The sequence below is a fragment of the Paenibacillus sp. MY03 genome (assembly GCF_002165585.1).
Classification (GTDB): Bacteria; Bacillota; Bacilli; order Paenibacillales; family Paenibacillaceae; genus Pristimantibacillus; species Pristimantibacillus agaridevorans.
In genome coordinates this window covers 1-20,444 of record NZ_MXQD01000090.1, presented here as the reverse complement: position 1 = coordinate 20,444, position 20,444 = coordinate 1, and the positions used below count along the sequence as shown (strand labels likewise).

14 protein-coding genes and 1 pseudogene are annotated in these 20,444 nt (G+C 59.8%); 8 read left to right on the top strand and 7 right to left on the bottom strand.

Translation table 11 applies throughout. The features are described 5' to 3' along the window. Both B1748_RS35670 and B1748_RS35665 read right to left on the bottom strand, forming a co-directional pair. Positions 1 to 1,574, bottom strand: a pseudogene (locus B1748_RS35670) (NTTRR-F1 domain); the annotation flags it as partial. Between the two features lie 292 nt (positions 1,575 to 1,866). Continuing rightward, positions 1,867 to 4,473, bottom strand: coding sequence for an exosporium glycoprotein BclB-related protein (locus B1748_RS35665; protein WP_087572726.1), 2,607 nt, complete (start codon positions 4,471 to 4,473; stop codon positions 1,867 to 1,869). Between the two features lie 223 nt (positions 4,474 to 4,696). Here B1748_RS35665 and B1748_RS35660 point away from each other — a divergent pair, with 223 nt between their 5' ends. Genes B1748_RS35660 through B1748_RS35650 form a run of 3 tightly spaced genes read left to right on the top strand, consistent with a single transcriptional unit; the run spans position 4,697 to position 6,696 of the window. After that, positions 4,697 to 5,497 carry a hypothetical protein gene (locus B1748_RS35660; protein ID WP_087572725.1) on the top strand — a complete coding sequence of 267 codons (801 nt, stop codon included), beginning with the start codon at positions 4,697 to 4,699 and terminating at the stop codon, positions 5,495 to 5,497. A gap of 51 nt (positions 5,498 to 5,548) precedes the next feature. Then, entirely contained in the window at positions 5,549 to 5,998 is a 450-nt protein-coding gene (locus tag B1748_RS35655) for a flavodoxin (RefSeq protein ID WP_087572724.1), read from the top strand. Further along, on the top strand, positions 5,986 to 6,696 hold the full coding sequence (locus tag B1748_RS35650; RefSeq protein WP_087572723.1) for a hypothetical protein: 711 nt from the start codon (positions 5,986 to 5,988) through the stop codon (positions 6,694 to 6,696). The genes B1748_RS35655 and B1748_RS35650 overlap by 13 nt, the downstream gene beginning before the upstream one ends. A gap of 12 nt (positions 6,697 to 6,708) precedes the next feature. Here B1748_RS35650 and B1748_RS35645 read toward each other — a convergent pair whose 3' ends face one another. The 3 genes from B1748_RS35645 to B1748_RS35635 are packed head-to-tail and all read right to left on the bottom strand — an operon-like array spanning position 6,709 to position 8,202. Beyond that, positions 6,709 to 7,029, bottom strand: a complete 321-nt coding sequence (locus tag B1748_RS35645) for a DMT family transporter (RefSeq protein ID WP_087572722.1) — start codon at positions 7,027 to 7,029, stop codon at positions 6,709 to 6,711. Further along, positions 7,026 to 7,400: a DMT family transporter gene (locus B1748_RS35640; protein WP_256976150.1), complete on the bottom strand. Its 375-nt coding sequence runs from the start codon at positions 7,398 to 7,400 to the stop codon at positions 7,026 to 7,028. The genes B1748_RS35645 and B1748_RS35640 overlap by 4 nt, the downstream gene beginning before the upstream one ends. 22 nt (positions 7,401 to 7,422) lie before the next feature. Then, complete coding sequence (locus tag B1748_RS35635; RefSeq protein WP_179216002.1) at positions 7,423 to 8,202, bottom strand: MerR family transcriptional regulator; 780 nt, start codon at positions 8,200 to 8,202, stop codon at positions 7,423 to 7,425. Between the two features lie 229 nt (positions 8,203 to 8,431). On the opposite strand from B1748_RS35635, the gene B1748_RS35630 reads away from it, so the two are divergent. Together B1748_RS35630 and B1748_RS35625 are read left to right on the top strand one after the other, a co-directional pair. After that, complete coding sequence (locus tag B1748_RS35630; RefSeq protein WP_087572720.1) at positions 8,432 to 9,283, top strand: helix-turn-helix domain-containing protein; 852 nt, start codon at positions 8,432 to 8,434, stop codon at positions 9,281 to 9,283. A gap of 162 nt (positions 9,284 to 9,445) precedes the next feature. Then, positions 9,446 to 10,123 (top strand): SOS response-associated peptidase, encoded by a 678-nt coding sequence (locus B1748_RS35625; protein ID WP_087572719.1) that lies wholly within the window; start codon positions 9,446 to 9,448, stop codon positions 10,121 to 10,123. A 179-nt stretch (positions 10,124 to 10,302) separates the two neighbouring features. Here the strand turns inward: B1748_RS35625 and B1748_RS35620 are convergent, their stop codons facing one another. Then, a complete protein-coding gene (locus tag B1748_RS35620) occupies positions 10,303 to 11,298 on the bottom strand; it encodes an electron transfer flavoprotein subunit alpha/FixB family protein (RefSeq protein ID WP_087572718.1) in 996 nt (331 codons plus the stop codon). Positions 11,299 to 11,618: 320 nt separating this feature from the next. Beyond that, complete coding sequence (locus B1748_RS35615; protein WP_087572717.1) at positions 11,619 to 12,437, bottom strand: electron transfer flavoprotein subunit beta/FixA family protein; 819 nt, start codon at positions 12,435 to 12,437, stop codon at positions 11,619 to 11,621. Positions 12,438 to 12,804: 367 nt separating this feature from the next. On the opposite strand from B1748_RS35615, the gene B1748_RS35610 reads away from it, so the two are divergent. The 3 genes from B1748_RS35610 to B1748_RS35595 all read left to right on the top strand — a co-directional run. After that, positions 12,805 to 15,105 carry a (Fe-S)-binding protein gene (locus tag B1748_RS35610; RefSeq protein ID WP_256976151.1) on the top strand — a complete coding sequence of 767 codons (2,301 nt, stop codon included), beginning with the start codon at positions 12,805 to 12,807 and terminating at the stop codon, positions 15,103 to 15,105. Positions 15,106 to 15,136: 31 nt separating this feature from the next. Next, complete coding sequence (locus B1748_RS35605; RefSeq protein ID WP_087572716.1) at positions 15,137 to 17,605, top strand: 3-hydroxyacyl-CoA dehydrogenase/enoyl-CoA hydratase family protein; 2,469 nt, start codon at positions 15,137 to 15,139, stop codon at positions 17,603 to 17,605. 1,649 nt (positions 17,606 to 19,254) lie between these two features. Then, positions 19,255 to 20,444, top strand: a 1,190-nt coding sequence (locus tag B1748_RS35595; protein ID WP_087572714.1) for an acetyl-CoA C-acyltransferase, incomplete at its 3' end; no start/stop codon positions are given.

Below are 20,444 nucleotides of genomic sequence, written 5' to 3'. Positions count from 1 at the left end.
GTAGCACCATCTGCGCCAGTAGCTCCAGTAGCGCCGTCAGCTCCGGTAGGGCCAGTTGGTCCTGTTGCACCCGTAGCACCATCTGCGCCAGTAGCTCCAGTAGCGCCGTCAGCTCCGGTAGGGCCAGTTGGTCCTGTTACACCCGTAGCTCCATCTGCACCGGTTGATCCAGTAGCTCCAGTTGCACCCGTAGCGCCATCCGCGCCAGTAGCGCCTGTCGCTCCGGTAGCACCGTCTGCACCAGTAGCTCCCGTTGCTCCGGTAGCACCATCCGCGCCAGTAGCGCCTGTCGCTCCGGTAGCACCATCTGCGCCAGTAGCTCCAGTAGCGCCGTCAGCTCCGGTAGGGCCAGTTGGTCCTGTTGCACCCGTAGCACCATCTGCGCCAGTAGCTCCAGTAGCGCCGTCAGCTCCGGTAGGGCCAGTTGGTCCTGTTACACCCGTAGCTCCATCTGCACCGGTTGATCCAGTAGCTCCAGTTGCACCCGTAGCGCCATCCGCGCCAGTAGCGCCTGTCGCTCCGGTAGCACCGTCTGCACCAGTAGCTCCCGTTGCTCCGGTAGCACCGTCTGCGCCAGTAGCGCCTGTCGCCCCGGCAGCACCATCTGCGCCAGTAGCTCCAGTGGCTCCAGTAGCACCATCTGCGCCAGTAGCTCCAGTGGCTCCAGTAGCACCATCCGCGCCCGTCGCTCCAGTAGCACCTGTTGCTCCCGTCGAGCCATCATTGCCTGTCGCTCCGGTAGCTCCGGTTGCACCCGTAGCGCCATCATTGCCCGTCGCTCCAGTAGCTCCGGTAGCACCCGTCGAGCCATCAGCGCCCGTAGCACCGGTAGCGCCAGTCCAACCCGTAGCGCCGTCCGCACCAGTAGGCCCAGTAGCTCCGGTTGCACCCGTTGCGCCATCTGTGCCAGTAGCTCCCGTAGCACCGGTCATTCCAGTCGCTCCCGCAGCGCCGTCCGCGCCGGTAGGTCCAGTAGCACCTGTTGCACCCGTCGCGCCATCAGCGCCAGTAGCTCCCGTGGCACCGGTTGTCCCAGTTGCTCCGGTAGCGCCGTCCGCTCCCGTTGGACCAGTCGGTCCCGTCTCGCCAAGATATGGGTCCTCGATACGAACGATTGCGGAGCCCTCGGTAACCGTGATATCCAGCGTGTCGGATACAAAGATCAGGTCTTCGCCAACCTCCACGACTGCCGAACCCACTTCTCCGATTACATTAAATAATGCTCCCTCTATCGTACCTGTTGCGCCTGTAGCTCCAGTGGCACCCGTCGCGCCTGCTAATCCAGGAAGTCCTCGAGGACCAGGGGCTCCCTCAGGACCTGTTGCGCCAGGTCTGCCGCGTTTGCCGTCATCACCACGTTTGCCATCATCACCGCGTTTGCCGCGGCGTCCACGTTCGCCGGTCGCTCCTGTAGGTCCGGTGGCGCCGGTTGGTCCGACCGGTCCGACCGTTCCTCTTCTGCAACGTTTGACGACAACGACTTTCTTTTCTTTTTTGGAGCTTTTTTTCTTGCCGTGTTTGTTGGAAGAGCTGGCATGAATACTGATAGATTGACTGTTATTCTTCTTTTTCATATTCACTAGTTTGATTTGTCGTTGTTTTTTTGTTGGTTTATCCAGTTGAAACACCTCCTTTTGAGCTTCTTCATAGTACGAGGTGGTAGGGGATTTTGTATGTGCGTTTGGGAAGAAGTTTCAGATTTTCGAGTATTAAGTAAGAAAAATGTGCGAATCTACCGGCTAATTCGAGGAATAGAAAACAACCTGTATATGTTCATAGATGATGTCCATACGTTCATATGCTGATAAAAAATGGGGAAAAGACCAATAAGCCGATTCTACGGCTTATTGGTCTTTGAGAATGTCGTTATTCGATCGTAATGCCCGCACTTCCATATCCGGCGACCGTATTGACAAGGGTCAAGCCAGTTGTCGTGATCGTAAAGCCCAGCAATAGCCTTGTTCCTGCTGTTACTGGAACAGCGAGGTCTGTCAACAAGCCATCCAATGGCTGGCCAATGGCCAAACTGCCTGTCAATGGAGGGGAGAGGGCAACTTCGGTTCCGGGAATGGCTGTCAGCGTATTGCTTGGTACAGGGGTGCCGAACAGTTGAGCGCTGACGGTAACCGTCGAATCAAGAAGGGAGAGGGCCGAAGTTGTGCTGAAGAAAGCGGCTATCGATGTGATGATACCGTCTCTTGGTACGGAGAATGCAAAGTTCAACAACGTGCCGGCGCCGCCTGTCAGATCGATGCTATTACCCGCTATCAGAATGGTGGGAGCGCTATTGCCGAAACCGACAAGGCCAACTGTTGACGCCAATCCGCCTACCGTAGATGCCAGCACAAGAGGCAAGCCGGAAGCGAAAGGAATGATAGTACCTGGACCCGCGGCGCCTGTTGCTCCATCAGCGCCCGTAGGACCAGTTGCACCGGTAGCCCCGTCGGCTCCGGTAGGTCCAGTCGGACCGGTTGGACCGATCGCACCTGCAGCTCCGTCAGCGCCAGTCGCTCCCGTCGCACCTGCAGCCCCGTCAGCGCCAGTTGCTCCCGTCGCACCTGTAGCTCCGTCAGCGCCCGCTGGTCCGGTTGCGCCCGTAGCTCCGTCAGCGCCCGCTGGTCCGGTTGCGCCTGTAGCTCCGTCAGCGCCCGCTGGTCCGGTTGCGCCTGTAGCTCCGTCAGCGCCCGCTGGTCCGGTTGCGCCCGTAGCTCCGTCAGCGCCCGCCGGTCCGGTTGCGCCCGTAGCTCCGTCAGCGCCAGTCGCTCCCGTCGCACCTGCAGCTCCGTCAGCGCCCGCCGGTCCGGTTGCGCCCGTAGCCCCGTCAGCGCCAGTCGCTCCCGTCGCACCCGCAGCTCCGTCGGCGCCCGTCGGACCGGTTGCGCCCGTAGCTCCGTCAGCGCCAGTCGCTCCCGTCGCACCTGCAGCCCCGTCGGCTCCCGTCGGTCCGGTTGCGCCCGTAGCTCCGTCAGCGCCCGCTGGTCCGGTTGCGCCCGTAGCTCCGTCAGCGCCCGCCGGTCCGGTTGCGCCCGTAGCTCCGTCAGCGCCAGTCGCTCCCGTCGCACCTGCAGCTCCGTCAGCGCCCGCCGGTCCGGTTGCGCCCGTAGCCCCGTCAGCGCCAGTCGCTCCCGTCGCACCCGCAGCTCCGTCGGCGCCCGTCGGACCGGTTGCGCCCGTAGCTCCGTCAGCGCCAGTCGCTCCCGTCGCACCTGCAGCCCCGTCGGCTCCCGTCGGTCCGGTTGCGCCCGTAGCTCCGTCAGCGCCCGCTGGTCCGGTTGCGCCCGTAGCCCCAAAGCCTGCCGGTCCGGTTGCGCCCGTAGCCCCGTCAGCGCCAGTCGGTCCGGTTGCGCCCGTAGCCCCGTCAGCGCCTGTCGCTCCAGTCGCACCTACAGCTCCGTCGGCGCCCGTCGGCCCGGTCGCACCTGTAGCTCCGGCTGCTCCCGTAGCACCGTTAGTGCCAGAGAGACCATTGGCCCCGGTAGGTCCAGCCGGACCGGCTGCGCCAGTCGCTCCGATCGGTCCTTGCGGTCCCTGCGGCCCTTGAGGTCCAGCTACTCCTTGCGTCCCCTGAGGTCCAGCATTGCCTTGCGGTCCTTGGGGTCCGACAGGTCCCTGGAGTCCAGTCTCCCCGGTTGCTCCGGTCGCTCCAGTTGCCCCGGCATTCCCTTGTGGGCCTTGAACCCCTGGCACGCCTTGCTGGCCAACGGCCCCTGTCGCTCCGGTAGCGCCTGTCGGGCCTACAAGACCGATGCCTATCGGACCTTGTGGACCGACCGGCCCGGCATTGCCTTGCGGTCCTTGAGGACCTTCAGGACCTTGAGGTCCCTGAGGGCCAACGGCGCCTTGAGGTCCCTGAACTCCTTGATCGCCTCGGAAACCTTGGGGACCTTGAGGGCCGACCGAGCCTTGCGCGCCTTGAGGCCCTTGAGGTCCAACGGGTCCTTGTGAGCCTGTGGCTCCTGTGGCACCAGTTGCTCCAGTCGCGCCGGGTGGCCCACCGGCTGCACCAGCCGGGCCTGCAGGGCCCATTGGACCTGCGGGGCCCATTGGACCCGCCTGCCCTGGAAGTCCTGGAAGTCCCGGAATTCCCGGAATTCCCGGAATTCCTTGAATTCCTTGAATTCCTTGAATTCCCTGGGGACCCGCTGGACCCGTTGCTCCCGTATGTCCACGTTTGCCGCGTTCGCCGTCATCGCCTTTTTTGCCGCGCTCGCCGCGTTCCCCGCGTTCCCCCTGAGGACCATTTTCTCCGTTTGCCCCGGTCGGTCCGATTGGGCCTATCCAGTCGTCGGGATGCCGTTGTCGATTTTCGCTGCCGGTTGCTTGAACGACGATTCGTTTTCTCTTCTTGCCGTTTCTCTTGCCTGTGTGTTTATGTTTTGCGGAAGATCCGCCGCCGCTGTATTTGCTAACGAAGACGAGCTGCTTCTTCGCGGAGCGGTTTCTATTTTTGAATGGTTGTTTCAGTTTAAGCACCTCCTAGTTGTTTATCCATCTTACGACGGGATAGGCATTCGTGATTGGGTGCAATAGCCCGAATCGCTAGGCGCTCGACTATTTTTACGAAAAATGGGCGATCTCGGGCAAGTACGCCGTCATCGCATTTCAAACGCCAGGCATTGACAAAAAAACGGAGAGTAGCTATCATGTTTATGAAAGTGATAATCATTATCAATATAATATAAGGGGAAATCAATCCATGCGAACGGATACCCATAAACCGTGGAACTGGCTGCTGTTCCCGTTCTCGTCGGTGAAAGCGACCCCGTACGGCGTGTATGCGGGTTCGGTCGGTTACGGCGTATATGAAATAGACGGAAATTCCAATTGGGATAAGCTTGGCCAAGGACTGCCGGATTCGGCTAGCGTTCATCGGCTTCAACTTCAACATGAGCATCTCCACGCCTGCACGAGCAAAGGGCTTTACGAATGGACGGGGGAGCAATGGGAGAACGACGGGCTCTCGCTGCCCTGTTATCAATACCGCAACATCGGCGGCGCGCGTTATGCGGCTACGGATAACGGACTTTGGATGCGCACGGGGAGCAAGTGGGGCTTGCTGGCATGCGAGGGGAAACGAATTTATGATTTTATCAACCTGCCTCAGTACGTCATTGTCGGCCATGAGACCGGGATCTCGCTGTACGACCGGTTTATGGATGAGTGGGCGGAGTTCGAGATGGAGCGGAGAGTCAGCAGTCTTGCGGTATTCCGCGGGCATCTGATTGGCGCGAGCGACGAGGGCGAGCTGCTTGTCGGCGATAAGCAAGGCAGATTCGACCGGATCACATTCGGAGGGAAGTTTATCTTCTCCGTGACCACCAAGGGCAAGAACGTGTATGTCTGCACGGATCAGGGCTTGTTTTCGCTGGCTTACGTGGCAGATCGGCTCGTCCTGATATCCGTCAAGCTGGGCTTTCCCGTGACGGATGTCGACGTGATAGGAGAAAAGTTATATATGGCGACGCTGTTCCAGGGCGTTCAGTCGATCGAGATATAGTAGAGAACATGCCGTATTACGTGCGGCTGGATTCGGGAGAGGAGCCTGCAGATGCCGAAGGTCATCGTGCTGTACACAAGCTTGACGGGCAATACCGAAGAAATGGCGGAGGCGATTGCCCAAGGCGCCAAGGAATCGGGCTTCGAGGTCGTATGCAAGGAAGCCTATGACGCCAAACCGGCGGAGCTGCTGGAATACGATGCTATCGTTATAGGCGCATATACATGGGGAGATGGCGAGCTGCCCGATGAATTCCTCGATTTTTACGAGGATATGGATGGATTGGACCTGTCCGGCAAGCTAGCGGCGGCGTTCGGTTCCGGCGACACGAGCTATCCCGTATATTGCGGGGCGGTAGATCTGATCGAGGCAAAGCTGCAGGAGCGTGGCGCGTCGATCGTATGTCCCAGCCTGAAGTTCGAATACAACGCTTCGGGCGAGGAGAAGGAAGAAGGCAAGCGTATGGGGGCAATAGTGGCAGGTGCATTGTGCAAAAGCTGATGCCGCCGCTCGTTCGAATCGAAGATGTTAAGATCGAGCAAATGCTTCGAGGAGGAGGGGAATCCCCACGCAGTCAAGGCGAGAAGGGGAGACGCAAGGAGGGCTGGTCTAGACTCGTACTTCTGTCTGCATGCCTCGCGGTCCATGATGTTTGCGTGGTGCCTCGGCAAGAACGGACGGAAGCCTTGGTGGAAGAAGCGTGCCTGCGCAGCTTCTCCAACCGGCATCAACAGTTCCACTCCGGCGAACATTATCTTCAGACGCGTTGCGATATCATTCGGCATTTGCAGAGGTTTATGGTCCAGGACTCGTGCGATGGAGAGGTAATGGCGCGCTTCGAGTCGTTCACGGTATATGTGGAGGAGCTGGACATGGAGCTGACGCAGCAATTCCACCTGATCACTGTGCAAGATCAGGCCGACGGGGAAGGCGGCTATATCGTCCAGAAGCTGGTCGCCGACGAGAACCCGGAGTCGTTGGAGCTGTACTTTCACATGACCGTCGTATTCGGCATGTGCGCGTTCGGCCGGCTGCCTTCTCGCGTAGAAGCGTTGGTTCCTCTAAGCGGCCGGCGTTTCGCTTGGAAGCCGGAATGGCAGCAATGGCAGAAGTCGCTGGATTATATGCGGCTGGTAAAGTCCATGCTGGAGAGCTCCGAGGCGACGTCCGGCAGCCGACATGCGCATCCGGCTATGTGAGCGTGCAAGTGTTCAACCAATTAATTTCAGTCCGATGACGCAGCCAATGACGCCTGCAATGCAGACGATGCGCAGCAGGCTCTTGGATTCCTTAAAGAAGGTCATGCCCACTACGGCTGCCCCTACCGTGCCGATTCCCGTCCATACGGCGTACGCAGTAGATAACGGAATCGTCTCCAGTGCGCCGAGCAGCAATTGAAAGCTGATTATGAATCCTCCGATCAGGATCAGATTATTGGTCCAGTTATTGTTCTCCGCGACGCGCTTGATTCCGATGACCCCGACAATCTCCATCATGCCTGCTCCGATTAACAACCACCATGCTTCGTTCATTTCTGTTCGCTCCCTCCAGCGCTAAGCTTCAATCCGATAATGAAGAGCAGCAATAGCAGAATAATGCCCACCTTGGCGGCGCTGATGGCGCCTTCCATGACGGCTTCGACTACGACGGTTCCGACCGTGCCTATGCCCGCGAATACCGCGTAGACCGTTCCGATAGGGAGCGCCTTGGTGGCGCGTATGATGAGGTCGAAGCTGAGCAGCAGGGAGATCAGCACGACGAGTGAGGGCACGGCTTCGTATTTAAAGCCCATGGCCCATATGATTTCAAGCCCTCCGCCGGCTATGACGTACAGCCAAGCACGATTTTTGGACAGAGGCTTCTCCGCTTTAGGCGGCGCTTTCCGTTCGATTGTTTCGCTCACGATGATTCCCTTCCTTTATATCTTATTGTTGGACTTTCGCCAAATAGTTGTCCACGATCCGATCGATAAACGCCATCGTCTCGGAGTCGAGCCCCAATACCTTCGCTTCGTTGCCCGGCTCGGGGAGTATCCACTCCCAATACTTGTCCAGCGTCTCGTCGCTGCCGCGGAACCAGTCTTCTCCGATATCGACCAGCCGTGCCGCGAGACGATGCTCGACCTTCGGATTCGGGGGAGCGTGACTCTGCTCGCGAACTTCGCGAAGCAAGGTGACCCATGCCATATTACGGGGGTCGTCCGTATCCAGTCGCGGAAGATCCTCCAAAATTTCGATCTCTTCCGGCTGGAACCGTGACTTTCGAAGGTTTGCACGAATTTTGTTATCCTTGTCGATCTTCTGGTGATGCGCCATCTGCTGAATGAAGCCTAATACTTCGGTTGCGTTGACATCTCCGCGTATTTCCAACGTGTAGAGCGTCGTATGCAACATGCGGTCCAGCAGATTAAGCCTATCGACTTCGTTGCGCACGGCTTCGATTTGGAGGCGAATGGCTTGTCTCCAGGCATCGACTCTGCTCGTTGTTTGCTCTGCGTCTTCGAAGACTGCCTTAATCTCTGCAAGCGTGAAGCCAAGATGCTTGAGGGTCGTGATATGCTGCAAGCGCAGAACGTCGTCCATGGTGTAATAGCGATAGCCGGATTCCGAGACGAGCGACGGCTTGAGCAGGTTCATTCGATCATAGTAGCGCAGCGTGCGGATCGTAATGCCGGCATCTGCCGCGAGCTTGCCTATTTTGTACAAGGGAACGACCGCTCCTTCCATATGTTGCGTCAGGCTTGTGCTTCTAATAGTAAACTGTGACGTATAGGGGAGAGTCAAGCGATAAGGCGAATTTTTACGCAAAATCATCCCGGAGACCGATGGGAAGGAACCATTTCGCGGAAAAAGTCGTTGTTGATTAGCTCGGTGCCGATTACAATAAGGTGGAGAATTTCTACAACAACGAGATTGCCATGCTGGGGGAGATTTTTTGTCAGACGATTTATTAGTGACGTTCCGATCGCCGCCGTTGCCTTTCTTTATCGAATCCAACCGTACGACTTACTTGCCGGGAGACGAGCATCCCAACCGGACGAACCTCGGCGTGTTCGACATGCTGTTCGTAAACGAGGGGACGCTTCATGTCGCGGAAGAGAATAATAGATGGACGCTGACGCCCGGAGACGTGCTTATTCTGAGGCCGGACAGCTGGCATTACTCCTTCAAGCCCTGCAATGAAGCCACGGTGTTCGATTGGGTGCATTTCCAGGCGGCGGGAGCTTGGGAGGAGACGCAGGGGAGCCAGCCGGGCACGCTGCGGGGAGACTATTACACGTATGCGATACGGGTGCCGAAGCGTATGAAGCTGAGCTATCCCGACGAAGCCAAGCTGATCTTCTCTCAGCTGCACGAAGCGGCCAAGAGCTCGTCCCACGGAGCATTTTGGGACCGGCAACAGCGGTTCCTCCATCTGTTGCAGATGATGGACGAGGGTTGGCGTTCCGATGCGGCGAAGGCCGCGGTGTCGATCGCGGAGAGAGCCGCCGCCTATTTGAAGCTCAATTACCGGAGTACCATCAGCAACACCATGCTGAGCGAGGTGCTGGAGCTGCATACGAACTATATCACGCGCTGTATGACGGAAGTATTCGGCTGCACGCCTCAACAATATCTGCTCTACTACAGGCTGGATCAGGCGAAGCTGCTATTGATCAAGACGGATTGGACGATCGCGCGTATCGCCGAAGAGACGGGCTTCCGCCAAACGCCGCATTTCTCCAGACTGTTCGCCGCGCATACCGGCATGCCGCCTCTTAAGTTTCGCAAACGTTTTACTACTTAGCAGGGCGAGCGTAGTCATTTATGGTGTTAATCGGTCATGGCATGAAATATCGGCGGCGTGAAAGATGAAGCGCGTCGATTATTTCCTCCGTTGTGCATAATTTCCATTCACTTAACAAACACTGGTGTCAACAACGCAAGCATCCAGTGAGGAGTGAATGTGATGATTGAACGGTTTTCATTGACGGCGGAGATCGGCGAGCTGATGGACCAATTCCAAGTGCGCAAAAATATGAAGGGACACAAGGGTCGGTTCAACATTACCCCGACGCAGAATGTCACCATTATTATGAACGACAGGCATGACACGAGGGTCCTGCAAGAAGCAAGATGGGGGCTGTTCCCGTTCTGGGCGAAAGATTCCGTGAACACGGATTACAGCACCTTGTCGGAGAAGCCGTTTCTGGAGCGCATGCTGAAGCGCCAGCGCTGCATCATTCCTTGCAGCGGCTTCTACGGCCAAAAAACGTTCGGCCAGGAGCGCGACCCCCGCGTCATGCACACGGTTGTGCCGAACCAGCCCATTCTTGGCATACCCGGCATTTTCGATTGCTGGCGTCATGTAAACGGCAGGGAGGAAGTGCGGGCGTTTACGATGGTGACGGCTGCTTCTTCCGGGGCTATGTCCGTCTGGCAGCCTAACGTGCCGGTCGTGCTGGATGCGGAAGGCATGGAAGACTGGCTGAATCCGAAGCTGACGGAATTCAGCCGTCTGCGGAAACACCTGGAGCCCATGGAGAGCTACCTCATGCGCTCCTACCCCGTCACCAACGCGGTGCGGGACGACTGGTACGAGTCGCCGGACTGCGTCATGGAAATCCGGATGCCGGATTTCGCTTAGAGACAAAAAAGAAGGCTGTCATCCAAATGGTCGTCCAGTGCGACTAGTTGGATGACAGCCTGTTTTTTGTTACATCGGGTTAGAGGCAAGGCGGAGTGCATGTGAGTTCATGAATAAAGAATCCTAACTGGAACGAAGTGAGGCTGCGTTGTAAGAAACGTTCGTGCGGAACGACCGTTTCAACCCGCTGATCGGGTACGATGGATCTCCGCGGTAAACAGCGGAACGACTTCGAACAGGTCGCCGACGATGCTGTAGTCCGCGATGCTGAAGATGGGGGCGTCGGGGTCCTTGTTGATGGCGACAATCGTACGCGACTGGCTCATTCCGGCCAGATGCTGGATGGCGCCGCTGATGCCGCAAGCGATGTACAGCTGCGGCGTTACGACTTTGCCCGTCTGCCCGATCTGGAGGGCATAGTCGCAGTAGCCGGCGTCGCAAGCGGCACGCGAAGCACCGACCGCGCCGCCAAGCGCCGCGGCCAGCGCTTGCAGCGGCTCGAAGCCCGCTGCGCTGCGCACGCCTCTGCCTCCCGATACGACGATGTCGGCTTCGGCGAGATCAATGCCGCCGGCCGTGCGGCGCACGACACCGCGCACGGCCGTCACCAGCGGCGGCACCGAGAAGGCCAGCTCGGTGACAGTGCCGCTCCTGCCGCCAGCGTCCAGCGGCTCGGCTGGCGGGAGATTGTTAGGGCGCACCGTGACGATCCACGGATGGCCGGGCTCGAAGCTGCGCCGCTCGAACGCCTTGCCGGCATAGAGCGGGCGGACGAAGGCGACGGTCCCGTCGCCGGACAGTTCGATCTCGGTGACGTCGGCAATGTGGCCGGCACCGTGGGCTGCGGCAAGTCGAGGCGCAAGCTCGCGTCCAGCCGCAGTATGGCCGAGCAGCAAGGCGTCTGGACGGATTGCAGTCATTGCCGCTCCCAAGACGGCAGCGTAAACTTCGGGGGTGTAACTTTGGAGGGCGGGATTGTCGGCAACATGTACGACATCTGCGCCACGCGCCAGCAAGGCGTCGACATCATCCGCAGCGCCGCCCGAGCAAGCTACGATGGCATGCACGGCGCCATCGTTGCCAGCAAGGCGTCTGGCCGCGCCAAGCGCCTCCAGGGCAACTCGCCGTAAAACGCCATCACGGCGCTCCGCGTAGATTAATACCGTTCTGCTCATGATTCGTGACTCCTTTCGAAGCAATGTGAAAGTCAGCTATACGTACAGGGGAGCTGTTGCTCCCACTTCTATAAGTCATTTTCTTTAAGTCATTGAAATAAAGTTACTCCGCTACGGTCCCTACGCTTCCCCGTTCAAACACAGCACTTCTCCTCAACAGTCCACCATACTCAACAACGCACCATGCTCAACAGAGCACCATGCTAAACAACGCACCATGCTCAACAGAGCACCATGCTCAACAACGCACCATGCTCAACAGTGCCCTTGCTCAACAGCACACCATACCCCGCAGCGCACCAAGCTTTGCCGTTACCCGCTTACAATACTTTCGCTTCATCCTGGAGCAGCTTTAAAAGCTCGGAAGCTTGCTGCGCCGCAGCTCCGCCGATCCGTTTGCCCGCCGCCCGAGGCGGGGGAGGGGAGAGGGAGATTTGGCGGGTGCGGACGGCTTCGCCCGCCTTGCCGCCGCCTAGCCCGATCTCGTCCGGCTCGACAACCTTCAGCGGCTTTCGTTTGGCCTTCATTATACCGGGCAGCGAAGGGTATCGCGGCTCGTTCAAGCCCTGTTGCGCCGTAACCAGCGCCGGCAGCGGAATCGCGACGGTCTCCGTATCGCCCTCAACGTCGCGCTCCACAAGCGCATAGAGCGCTGCGCTGCCGACAGGATCGACGCCAAGCTCCGCAGCGCTGCCGATCGAGAGCTTTACGGCCGCGGAAGCATGGGGCAGGCCCAGCCGCTCTGCTACTTGGAGAGCGACGCTTCCGGAGCCGCTATCGACGGCGAACAAGCCGGCGAGCAGCAGGTCGGGAGACAGCGGCTCGATGACGGCAGCCAGAGCCGCGGAGAGCGCGTGGCTATCGCTGCCGAGTCCGGCGGAGTCGATGCGGACCGCCTCGTCGGCGCCTACGGCAAGCGCCGTACGGATCGCCTCCTGCGCGCGTTCGGGACCGCAGGTCACAATGACGACGTTGCCGCCGCCGGAGCGCTCTTTGATCCGAAGCGCTTCTTCCAATGCGTATTCGTCGTACGGGTTAATGACCAGCTTGGCATCCCGTTCTTCGATGCCTTGAGGGGTGACGGTTATTTTCTCCTCGGTGTCGAAGGTTTGTTTCAGAAGAACCACAATTGTTTGCATGGCAACCTCCCTTGCGAGCTTGGATTTACTGATGTTATTCCGGTCGGAACACACTGTCCATCAGTGCTACCTTATGATGCTGCCGCCGGCTTTAGACCCCTTGCGAGCCATCCGAAAAAAGCATGTTCGCGCCATCCCGTTCATATAAATGGAGGACCGCGGATATTTATGAAAGCGCTTCAAAAGCTTGTCCCAGCAAGAGAGCTCCGCGATGAGGGGAGCCAGATGGGATCGGTCGACAAGGGAGGGCTGACAAGTGGCAGGGCAATGGATAATGCTCCTTTCTGTCGGTGGGCAGATTGGCGTATTGACGGAGAAGAGGGCGCTTGCGGCCTTGCTGGCCGTAGGCGGGTCTAATGCGTCGTGGATGAGATGGTTGCTGTTCGCGCTGCTCGTCGCGGCGGCCGTCTGGATGTTCTCGGCTGTCGTGCGGCGAAGAATCGGCTATATGAAGCTGGGCGCGCCAGCCGTGTTCGAGCGGCATCGGCCGGGAGGCTTGGAGAGAAAGACCGCCAAAGACGAAGCTCTGCAGGATAGCCTTGGCGGCGAACCCGGTTCCGGAATCAAGGAGAGTCGTTGGCGGGGGAGAAACGTCCGCCGCGGCGGGAAAACGGGGATCGGAAGCGAGATGTTCGGTCACCGCCGGCTGCTGAATGATTGGCGAAGCGGATCCATGCATTTGGTTTATTTTTACGGATTCATCATGCTGCAGTTCGGAGCGGTAGACCTCATATGGAAGGGGCTTAACGGCGGCGAAGCCTTGCCGATTCCGTTCTACGGGCCGTTCTCCTGGCTGCAGGAAGTTACCGTGTTCCTCGTGTTGCTGGCCGTCGTCTATGGCGGGTATAGGAGGTACGGCGAGCAACTGGCCCGGCTCAAAAAGGGATGGAAACCCTCTATCGTGCTCTGGTTCATCGGGGGATTGATGTTGTCGATCCTGCTGTCTCTCTCCTTCGAGAGATTGGGGTCGGCACCTGTCGTCGAAGCCCGGTACGCTCCTATCAGCGGTCCTGTTTCGGAGCTGCTGGGCCATCTGGTCGCACGGGGCAGCCCGCTGGCCCATGCCTGGTTCGAAGCCTTCTGGTGGCTGCATCTCGTTATCCTGCTAAGCTTTCTCGTGTACGTTCCGCAGTCCAAACACTTCCACCTCATCATCGCGCCCGTAAACATCTGGTTCCGCCGCAATACGCCGCCGGGAAGGCTGGCCCCGCTCGACTTGGAGAACGAGGAGGCGGAGAGCTTCGGGGTCGGCAAGGTAGAGCAATTTACGCAGAAGCAGCTGCTGGACCTGTACGCTTGCGTGGAGTGCGGGAGATGCACGAACGTGTGCCCGGCTTCGAGCACCGGCAAGCTGCTGTCGCCGATGCATCTCATCGTGAAGCTGCGCGACCATCTCACGGAGAAAGGGGCATCCATCACCTCAAAGTCGCCATGGCTGCCGGGCAGCCTGATATGGCAGGGCGCCGAGCCGGCCGCGCATGCCATGGGCTCCGTCATGCCGGACTGGGGCAGTCATGGAGACGAGGCGGAGCCGCTTGCCGCCTATAAGACGAATATCGCCCCTACGATGGATGTGCAGAAGGCCGGATGGGCGAAACAGGCCGGAGCGAAGGCGGAGGACCTTGAGCTGATCGGCGACGTGATGACGGAGGATGAGCTGTGGGCTTGCACGACGTGCCGGAACTGCGAGGAGCAATGCCCGGTCGGCAACGAGCACGTGGACAAAATCATCGACATGCGCAGATATCTCGTGCTGATGGAAGGGCGGCTTCCGGCAGACGGCCAGCGGGCGCTGCAAAACATTGAACGCCAAAGCAACCCTTGGGGACTGCCGCGTGCGGAGCGCGCCGCATGGATCGAAGAGTGCTACAGCCGTACGGGCATCCGGGTTGACACGATGGCGGAGCGGAAGCAGCGCGGCGAGAAACTGCCATCGCTGCTGATCTGGGCGGGCTCCATGGGCGCTTACGACACGAGAAGCCGCAAAGTGCTGTTTGACGTTATTCGGCTGCTGAAGCATGCGGGCATCGATTTTGCAACGTTGGGGAATGAGGAGAAAAGCTCCGGCGATACGGCCAGACGCATTGGCAACGAACTGCTATTCCAGGAGCTGTGCAGGGAGAATATCGCGACATTAGGCAAATATGGGATTAGTCATATCGTGACCGTGTGTCCGCATACGTTTAACACGTTCAAGAATGAATACCCGGACTTCGGGTTGTCGCCGGGCGTGCTGGTGGAACATCATACGGAGCTGCTGGCCAGGCTGGTGGCGGAACGGAGGCTGAAGACGAGGTTCGCCGTGGAGGAGCGGGTGACGGTCCACGACTCCTGTTATCTCGGGCGCTATAACGGCACGTACGAGGCGCCGCGCAGCGTGCTGAGATCCATACCTGGCATTAACGTGCGCGAAATGGAGCGTTCCGGTCCTCAAGGCATGTGTTGCGGAGCCGGCGGCGGTCTGATGTGGATGGAAGAGCATTCCGGCACCCGGGTCAACTACGCCCGGACGGCGCAAGCGCTGGAGGTTAAGCCTTCCATTATTAGCTCCGCTTGTCCGTATTGCCTGACCATGATGGAGGACGGCCTCCGCTTCCTGTCCGCGGACGAGGAGGTCGAAGCGCGGGACGTGGCGGAGCTGCTGGCGGAGAGCGTATTTGGCAGGTAACACAATATCCAAAAGGAGAGTGAAGCAAGCGATGTCGATTTCAACGACTCGAAGGAGGAGCGCGACAGCCGTCCGGACCGCCGCCGTCATCGGCTCGGGGGTCATGGGAGCGGGAATCGCCGCCCACTTGGCCAACTCGGGAATGCGGGTGCTGCTGCTCGATGTTGTTCCGGGAGAGCTGACGAACGAAGAAGCGGGCAAAGGGTTGACGCTGGACGATGCGGCGGTCCGCAACCGTTTGGCGTCCAGAGCCGTCGCGAACATGGCCCGAAGCCAGCCCGCGCTCCTGTACGATTCGTCTTGGACTTCGCGGATCAGACCGGGCAACCTGACGGACGATCTCGCGCTGCTTGGCGACACGGACTGGATCGTCGAGGCGGTCGTCGAGCGGCTGGACGTCAAGCGGGAGGTGCTCGCGGCGATCGAATCGGCAAGGCGGCCCGGAACGCTCGTCACCACGAACACGTCCGGTCTGTCCGTAGCCGCGATGGCGGAAGGAAGGAGCAAGGAATTTCGGGAGCATTTTGCGGCGACGCATTTCTTTAATCCTCCGCGGTACATGAAGCTAGTCGAAATCGTGCCGACGGAGGACACGGCGCCCGAGGTAATGGAACTGCTCGAGGAGCTCTGCGTGAGCCGGCTGGGCAAGGGCGTCGTCGTCGCCAGGGATACGCCGAACTTCATCGCGAACCGGATCGGCACGTACGGGATGCTCGTCACGCTGGCGGACACGATCCGTTACGGGCTTACGGTAGAGGAAGCAGATGCGTTGACGGGTCCGGCGCTGGGCCGGCCGAAGACCGCAACTTACCGCATGCTGGATCTCGTCGGCCTCGATACGCTGCTGCACGTTGTAGACAACGTGAGGGAACGGAGCGAGGACGAGGCGGAGCGGGCTGTTTTTGCAAGGCCGCAAGTGCTGGAGGAGCTGGTGGCGTCGGGAAGGCTGGGGGAAAAAAGCGGCGCCGGCTTTTATCGCAAGCGCAAGGACGCGGACGGACGCAGCCGCATCGAGTCGCTTCGCTTCGGGACGATGGAGTACGGGCCGCAGGTGCGGGTCTCCTCGCCGGTCATCGACGCCGCGAAGTCCGCGAAGGGGGCGGCGGCGAAGGCGAAAGCGCTGCTTGGCGCTAATCCGAAGGATCGATACGCGCAGTTCGCCTGGTCGACCGTCAAGGCGACTTTGTTGTATTCGGCGGCGCAAGTGGGTGTCATCGCGGAATCCGTCGTCGATATCGATCGCGCGATGAAGTGGGGGTTCAACTGGGAGCTGGGGCCGTTTGAGCTGTGGGATGCCATCGGCCTTGAGGCATCCGTTGAGCGGATGAAACAGGAGGGCGAGAGCGTACCGGAGTGGGTGGAGGCGTGGCTGCGGGAGGGGCATGCCTCCTTCTACGAGACGTCGGAGCGTAAGCGGTTCTACGCATCGCCTTCCGGCGGATTGAAAGAGGAACGGCAGGAGGCGGACGTCATTTCGTTGGCGGCGCTAAAAGCGGACGGACGTACGGTGCTCGGCACGCCCGGCGCAAGCTTGATCGATATCGGCGACGACGTCGTCTGCCTGGAATTCCATTCGCCGAACAATGCGATCGGCGGAGATGTCCTGTCCGCGATCCGCCAGAGCGCGGCGGAGGTGTCGCGCAACTGGCGCGGGCTCGTGCTGGCGAATGAAGGCCGGAATTTCTGCGTCGGCGCCAACCTCATGCTGCTGCTTATGGAGGCGCAGGCTGGGGAGTGGGAAGAGGTGGAGGACATCATCCGCTTCTTCCAGGACAGCATGCTCCGGCTCAAGAGGCTGGATCGTCCCGTCGTTGCGGCCCCGCACCGGATGACGCTGGGCGGAGGCGTCGAAGCCTGCTTGCCGGCGGATGTCATCCTACTGTCGCCGGAGACATATTTCGGCTTGGTGGAGACGGGTGTCGGGTTGATCCCGGCTGGTGGCGGCTGCAAGGAAGCGGCGATCTCGGCGATGCAGCGGGCGGGGCTTTCGGCGGCAGCGGGGGCTGGCAGAGGCGGGGCGACGCCGGGTGACTTGCAGCCGCATCTGAACGCGCTGTTCGAGACGATTGCGTTGGCGAAGACGTCCACGAGCGGCCATGACGCCGCCAAGTTGGGGCTGCTGCGCCCGCAGGACCGGACGCTCGTCCGGCAGGACGCCCGCATCGCGGAAGCGAAGCGGCTCGTGCTGGAGCTCGACCGCGCGGGTTACACCGCGCCCGAGGAGGAGCGCGTCGCCGTCGGCGGCCGGGAGAGCAAAGCGGTGCTCGCCATGGGCGTGCAGGCGATGCGGCTCTCCGGCCATATTAGCGCGCACGATGCGCTTATCGCCGGCAAGCTTGCGCATGTGCTCTCGGGCGGCGACGTTCGCCAGGGCGCGCGGGTGAGCGAGCAGTATCTGCTCGATCTGGAGTGCGAGGCGTTTCTCAGCCTGTGCGGCGAAAGCAAGACGCAGGAGCGGATGAGCCACATGCTGACCAAAGGCAAGCCGCTGCGGAACTAGCGGTCGCGGCCGCAGGGGCCGGGCTCGGCGAGATTGTGGGCGAGACCGGCGAGGCCGACTTGTAGGTCCGCCCGGCGGTCGAAACCGCAGGATTTTGCACAGAAGCTTACACGTTCGGTTGTGCTGCCATAGGCGCTATTAACACCGATAGGTTGAAAAGTAGCTGAGATGTGGTGCCATAGGCGTTATTAACGCCGATAGGTCGAAAAGTAGCTAAGATGTGCTGCCATAGGCGGTATAAACGCCTATATGGTGAAAAGTAGCTGAGATGTGGTGCCATAGGCGTTATTAACGCCTATAGGTTGAAAAGTAGCTGAGATATGTTGCCATAGGCGTTATTAACGCCGATAGGTCGAAAAGTAGCTGAGATGTACTGCCATAGTCGTTATTAACGCCTATAGGGTGAGAAGTAGCTGAGATGTGCTGCCATAGGCGTTATTAACGCCTATAGGGCGAAAAGTAGCTGAGATGTGGTGTCATAGGCGTTATTAACGCCTATAGGTTGAAAAGTAGCTGAGATGTGTTGCCATAGGCGTTATTAACGCCTATAGGTCGAAAAGTAGCTAAGATGTGCTGCCATAGTCGTTATTAACGCCTATAGGTCGAAAAGTAGCAGAGATGTGCTGCCATAGGCGTTATTAACGCCTATAGGGCGAAAAGTAGCAGAGATGTGCTGCCATAGGCGTTATTAACGCCTATAGGGCGAAAAGTAGCTGAGATGTGCTGCCATTGGCGCTATTAACGTGTGTAGCGTCTAAAAGGCGGCGTTCGAGCGACTGTAGTCGCTACGCACTTCCACCACGTCGATTACTGTACTACTAAAAAGTGAACTCGACCAATCTAAGTAACCGACTTACAGGTCCACCCGGCGGTCGAATCCGCCGAATAAGTCGGCGAGACCGCCTTACAGGTCCGTCCGGCGGTCGAATCCGCCGAATAAGTCGGCGAGGCCGACTTGCAGGCCCGCTCGGCGGTCGAATCCGCCGAGTAAGTCGGCGAGGCCGACTTACAGGCCCGCCCGGCGTCTGAATCCGCCGAATAGGTCGGCGAGACCGCCTTACAGGTCCGTCCGGCGGTCGAATCCACCGAATAAGTCGGCGAGACCGCTTTACAGGTCCGTCCGGCGGTCGAATCCGCCGAATAAGTCGGCGAGGCCGACTTAATGGACCGTCCGGGAGCCATATCCGCCGAATAAGTCGGCGAGGCCGACTTACAGGTCCGCCCGGCGGTCGAATCCGCCGAATAAGTCGGCGAGACCGCTTTACAGGTCCGTCCGGCGGTCGAATCCGCCGAATAAGTCGGCGAGGCCGACTTAATGGACCGTCCGGGAGCCATATCCGCCGAATAAGTCGGCGAGGCCGACTTACAGGACCGCCCGGCGGTCGAATCCGCCGAATAAGTCGGCGCGGCCGACTTACAGGTCCACCCGGCGGTCGAATCCGCCGAATAAGTCGGCGCGGCCGACTTGCAGGCCCGCCCGGCGGTCGAATCCGCCGAATAAGTCGGCGCGGCCGACTTACAGGTCCGCCCTGCGGTCGAATCCGCCGAATAAGTCGGCGAGACCGACTTACAGGTCCGCCCGGCGGTCGAATCCGCCGAATAAGTCGGCGAGACCGAACAATTACGTTTTGCGAAAGGAGCATTTGATTATGGGGACCGAGCAATCGTTGCCGGGTTCGCCGTTCGCGCAGTCAGGGCGAGATGCCGTTATCGTCGCTGCGGCGAGGACGGCGGTAGGCAAGGCGAATAAAGGCAGTCTGGCAGAGACTCGCGCGGAGGATCTGGGGCGGGCCGTACTGCTGGGGGCGCTGGCGAAAGTGCCGCAGCTTGATCCGACATCCATCGAGGATGTCATCATCGGCTGTGCCATGCCGGAAGGCGAGCAAGGGCTTAATATGGCGCGCATCGTATCGCTATACGCAGGGCTGCCGGTCACCACGCCGGCGGTTACGATTAACCGCTTCTGCGCTTCGGGGCTGCAGTCTATCGCGTATGCCGCCGAACGCATTCGGCTAGGTGAAGCGGACGTTGTCGTCGCCGGCGGCGTGGAGAGCATGAGCCACGTGCCGATGAGCGGCTTCCGTGTGTCACCGCACCCCGGAATTGTAGATGCCATGCCGGAAGTATACATGGGAATGGGCCATACGGCAGAGGAGGTCGCCAGAAGGTACGGCGTATCCAGGGAGGAGCAGGATGAATTCGCGGCAGGCAGTCATCGGAAAGCGGCGGCCGCGATTGCGGCGGGACGCTTCGAGGATGAGATCGTTCCGGTCACCGCTACACGCTCCGGCACGAACGATGCAGGTCGTCCTTGGGAGAAAACATTCGTGTTTAGAGTCGACGAGGGGGTTCGACCGGAGACGACGCCAAAGACGCTGGCTCCGCTCAAGCCCTCCTTCGCTCGCGAAGGAACGGTGACGGCGGGCAATGCCTCCCAGATGAGCGACGGGGCAGCAGCCGTCATCGTTACGAGCCGCGCGAAGGCCGAAGAACTTGGCGTGAGGCCGCTTGCCGTTTTTCGCAGCTTCGCGGTTGCGGGCGTTGCACCCGAGGTGATGGGCATCGGTCCTATCGAGGCGATTCCCAAGGCTCTGGCGAAAGCGGGCATCACGAAGGAGCAGGTGGACCTGTTCGAGCTAAACGAAGCGTTCGCGGCCCAGTGCGTGCCGATCATCCGCGAGCTGGGGCTGGATCCCGAACGTGTGAACGTGAACGGAGGAGCGATCGCGCTCGGGCATCCCTTGGGGTGTACCGGCACGAAGCTGACTGTGTCGCTCATCCACGAGCTGCGCCGTCGCGGTGGCGGAATTGGCGTCGTGACGATGTGCATCGGAGGCGG

Bases quoted from the DNA above. Each gene is read 5' to 3' on its own strand.
- B1748_RS35645 (WP_087572722.1), bottom strand. From the start codon at position 7,029: ATGAACGAAGCATGGTGGTTGTTAATCGGAGCAGGCATGATGGAGATT.
- B1748_RS35605 (WP_087572716.1), top strand. From the start codon at position 15,137: ATGTCGATTTCAACGACTCGAAGGAGGAGCGCGACAGCCGTCCGGACC.
- B1748_RS35655 (WP_087572724.1), top strand. From the start codon at position 5,549: ATGCCGAAGGTCATCGTGCTGTACACAAGCTTGACGGGCAATACCGAA.
- B1748_RS35620 (WP_087572718.1), bottom strand. From the start codon at position 11,298: ATGAGCAGAACGGTATTAATCTACGCGGAGCGCCGTGATGGCGTTTTA.
- B1748_RS35615 (WP_087572717.1), bottom strand. From the start codon at position 12,437: ATGCAAACAATTGTGGTTCTTCTGAAACAAACCTTCGACACCGAGGAG.
- B1748_RS35625 (WP_087572719.1), top strand. From the start codon at position 9,446: ATGATTGAACGGTTTTCATTGACGGCGGAGATCGGCGAGCTGATGGAC.
- B1748_RS35660 (WP_087572725.1), top strand. From the start codon at position 4,697: ATGCGAACGGATACCCATAAACCGTGGAACTGGCTGCTGTTCCCGTTC.
- B1748_RS35610 (WP_256976151.1), top strand. From the start codon at position 12,805: ATGAGATGGTTGCTGTTCGCGCTGCTCGTCGCGGCGGCCGTCTGGATG.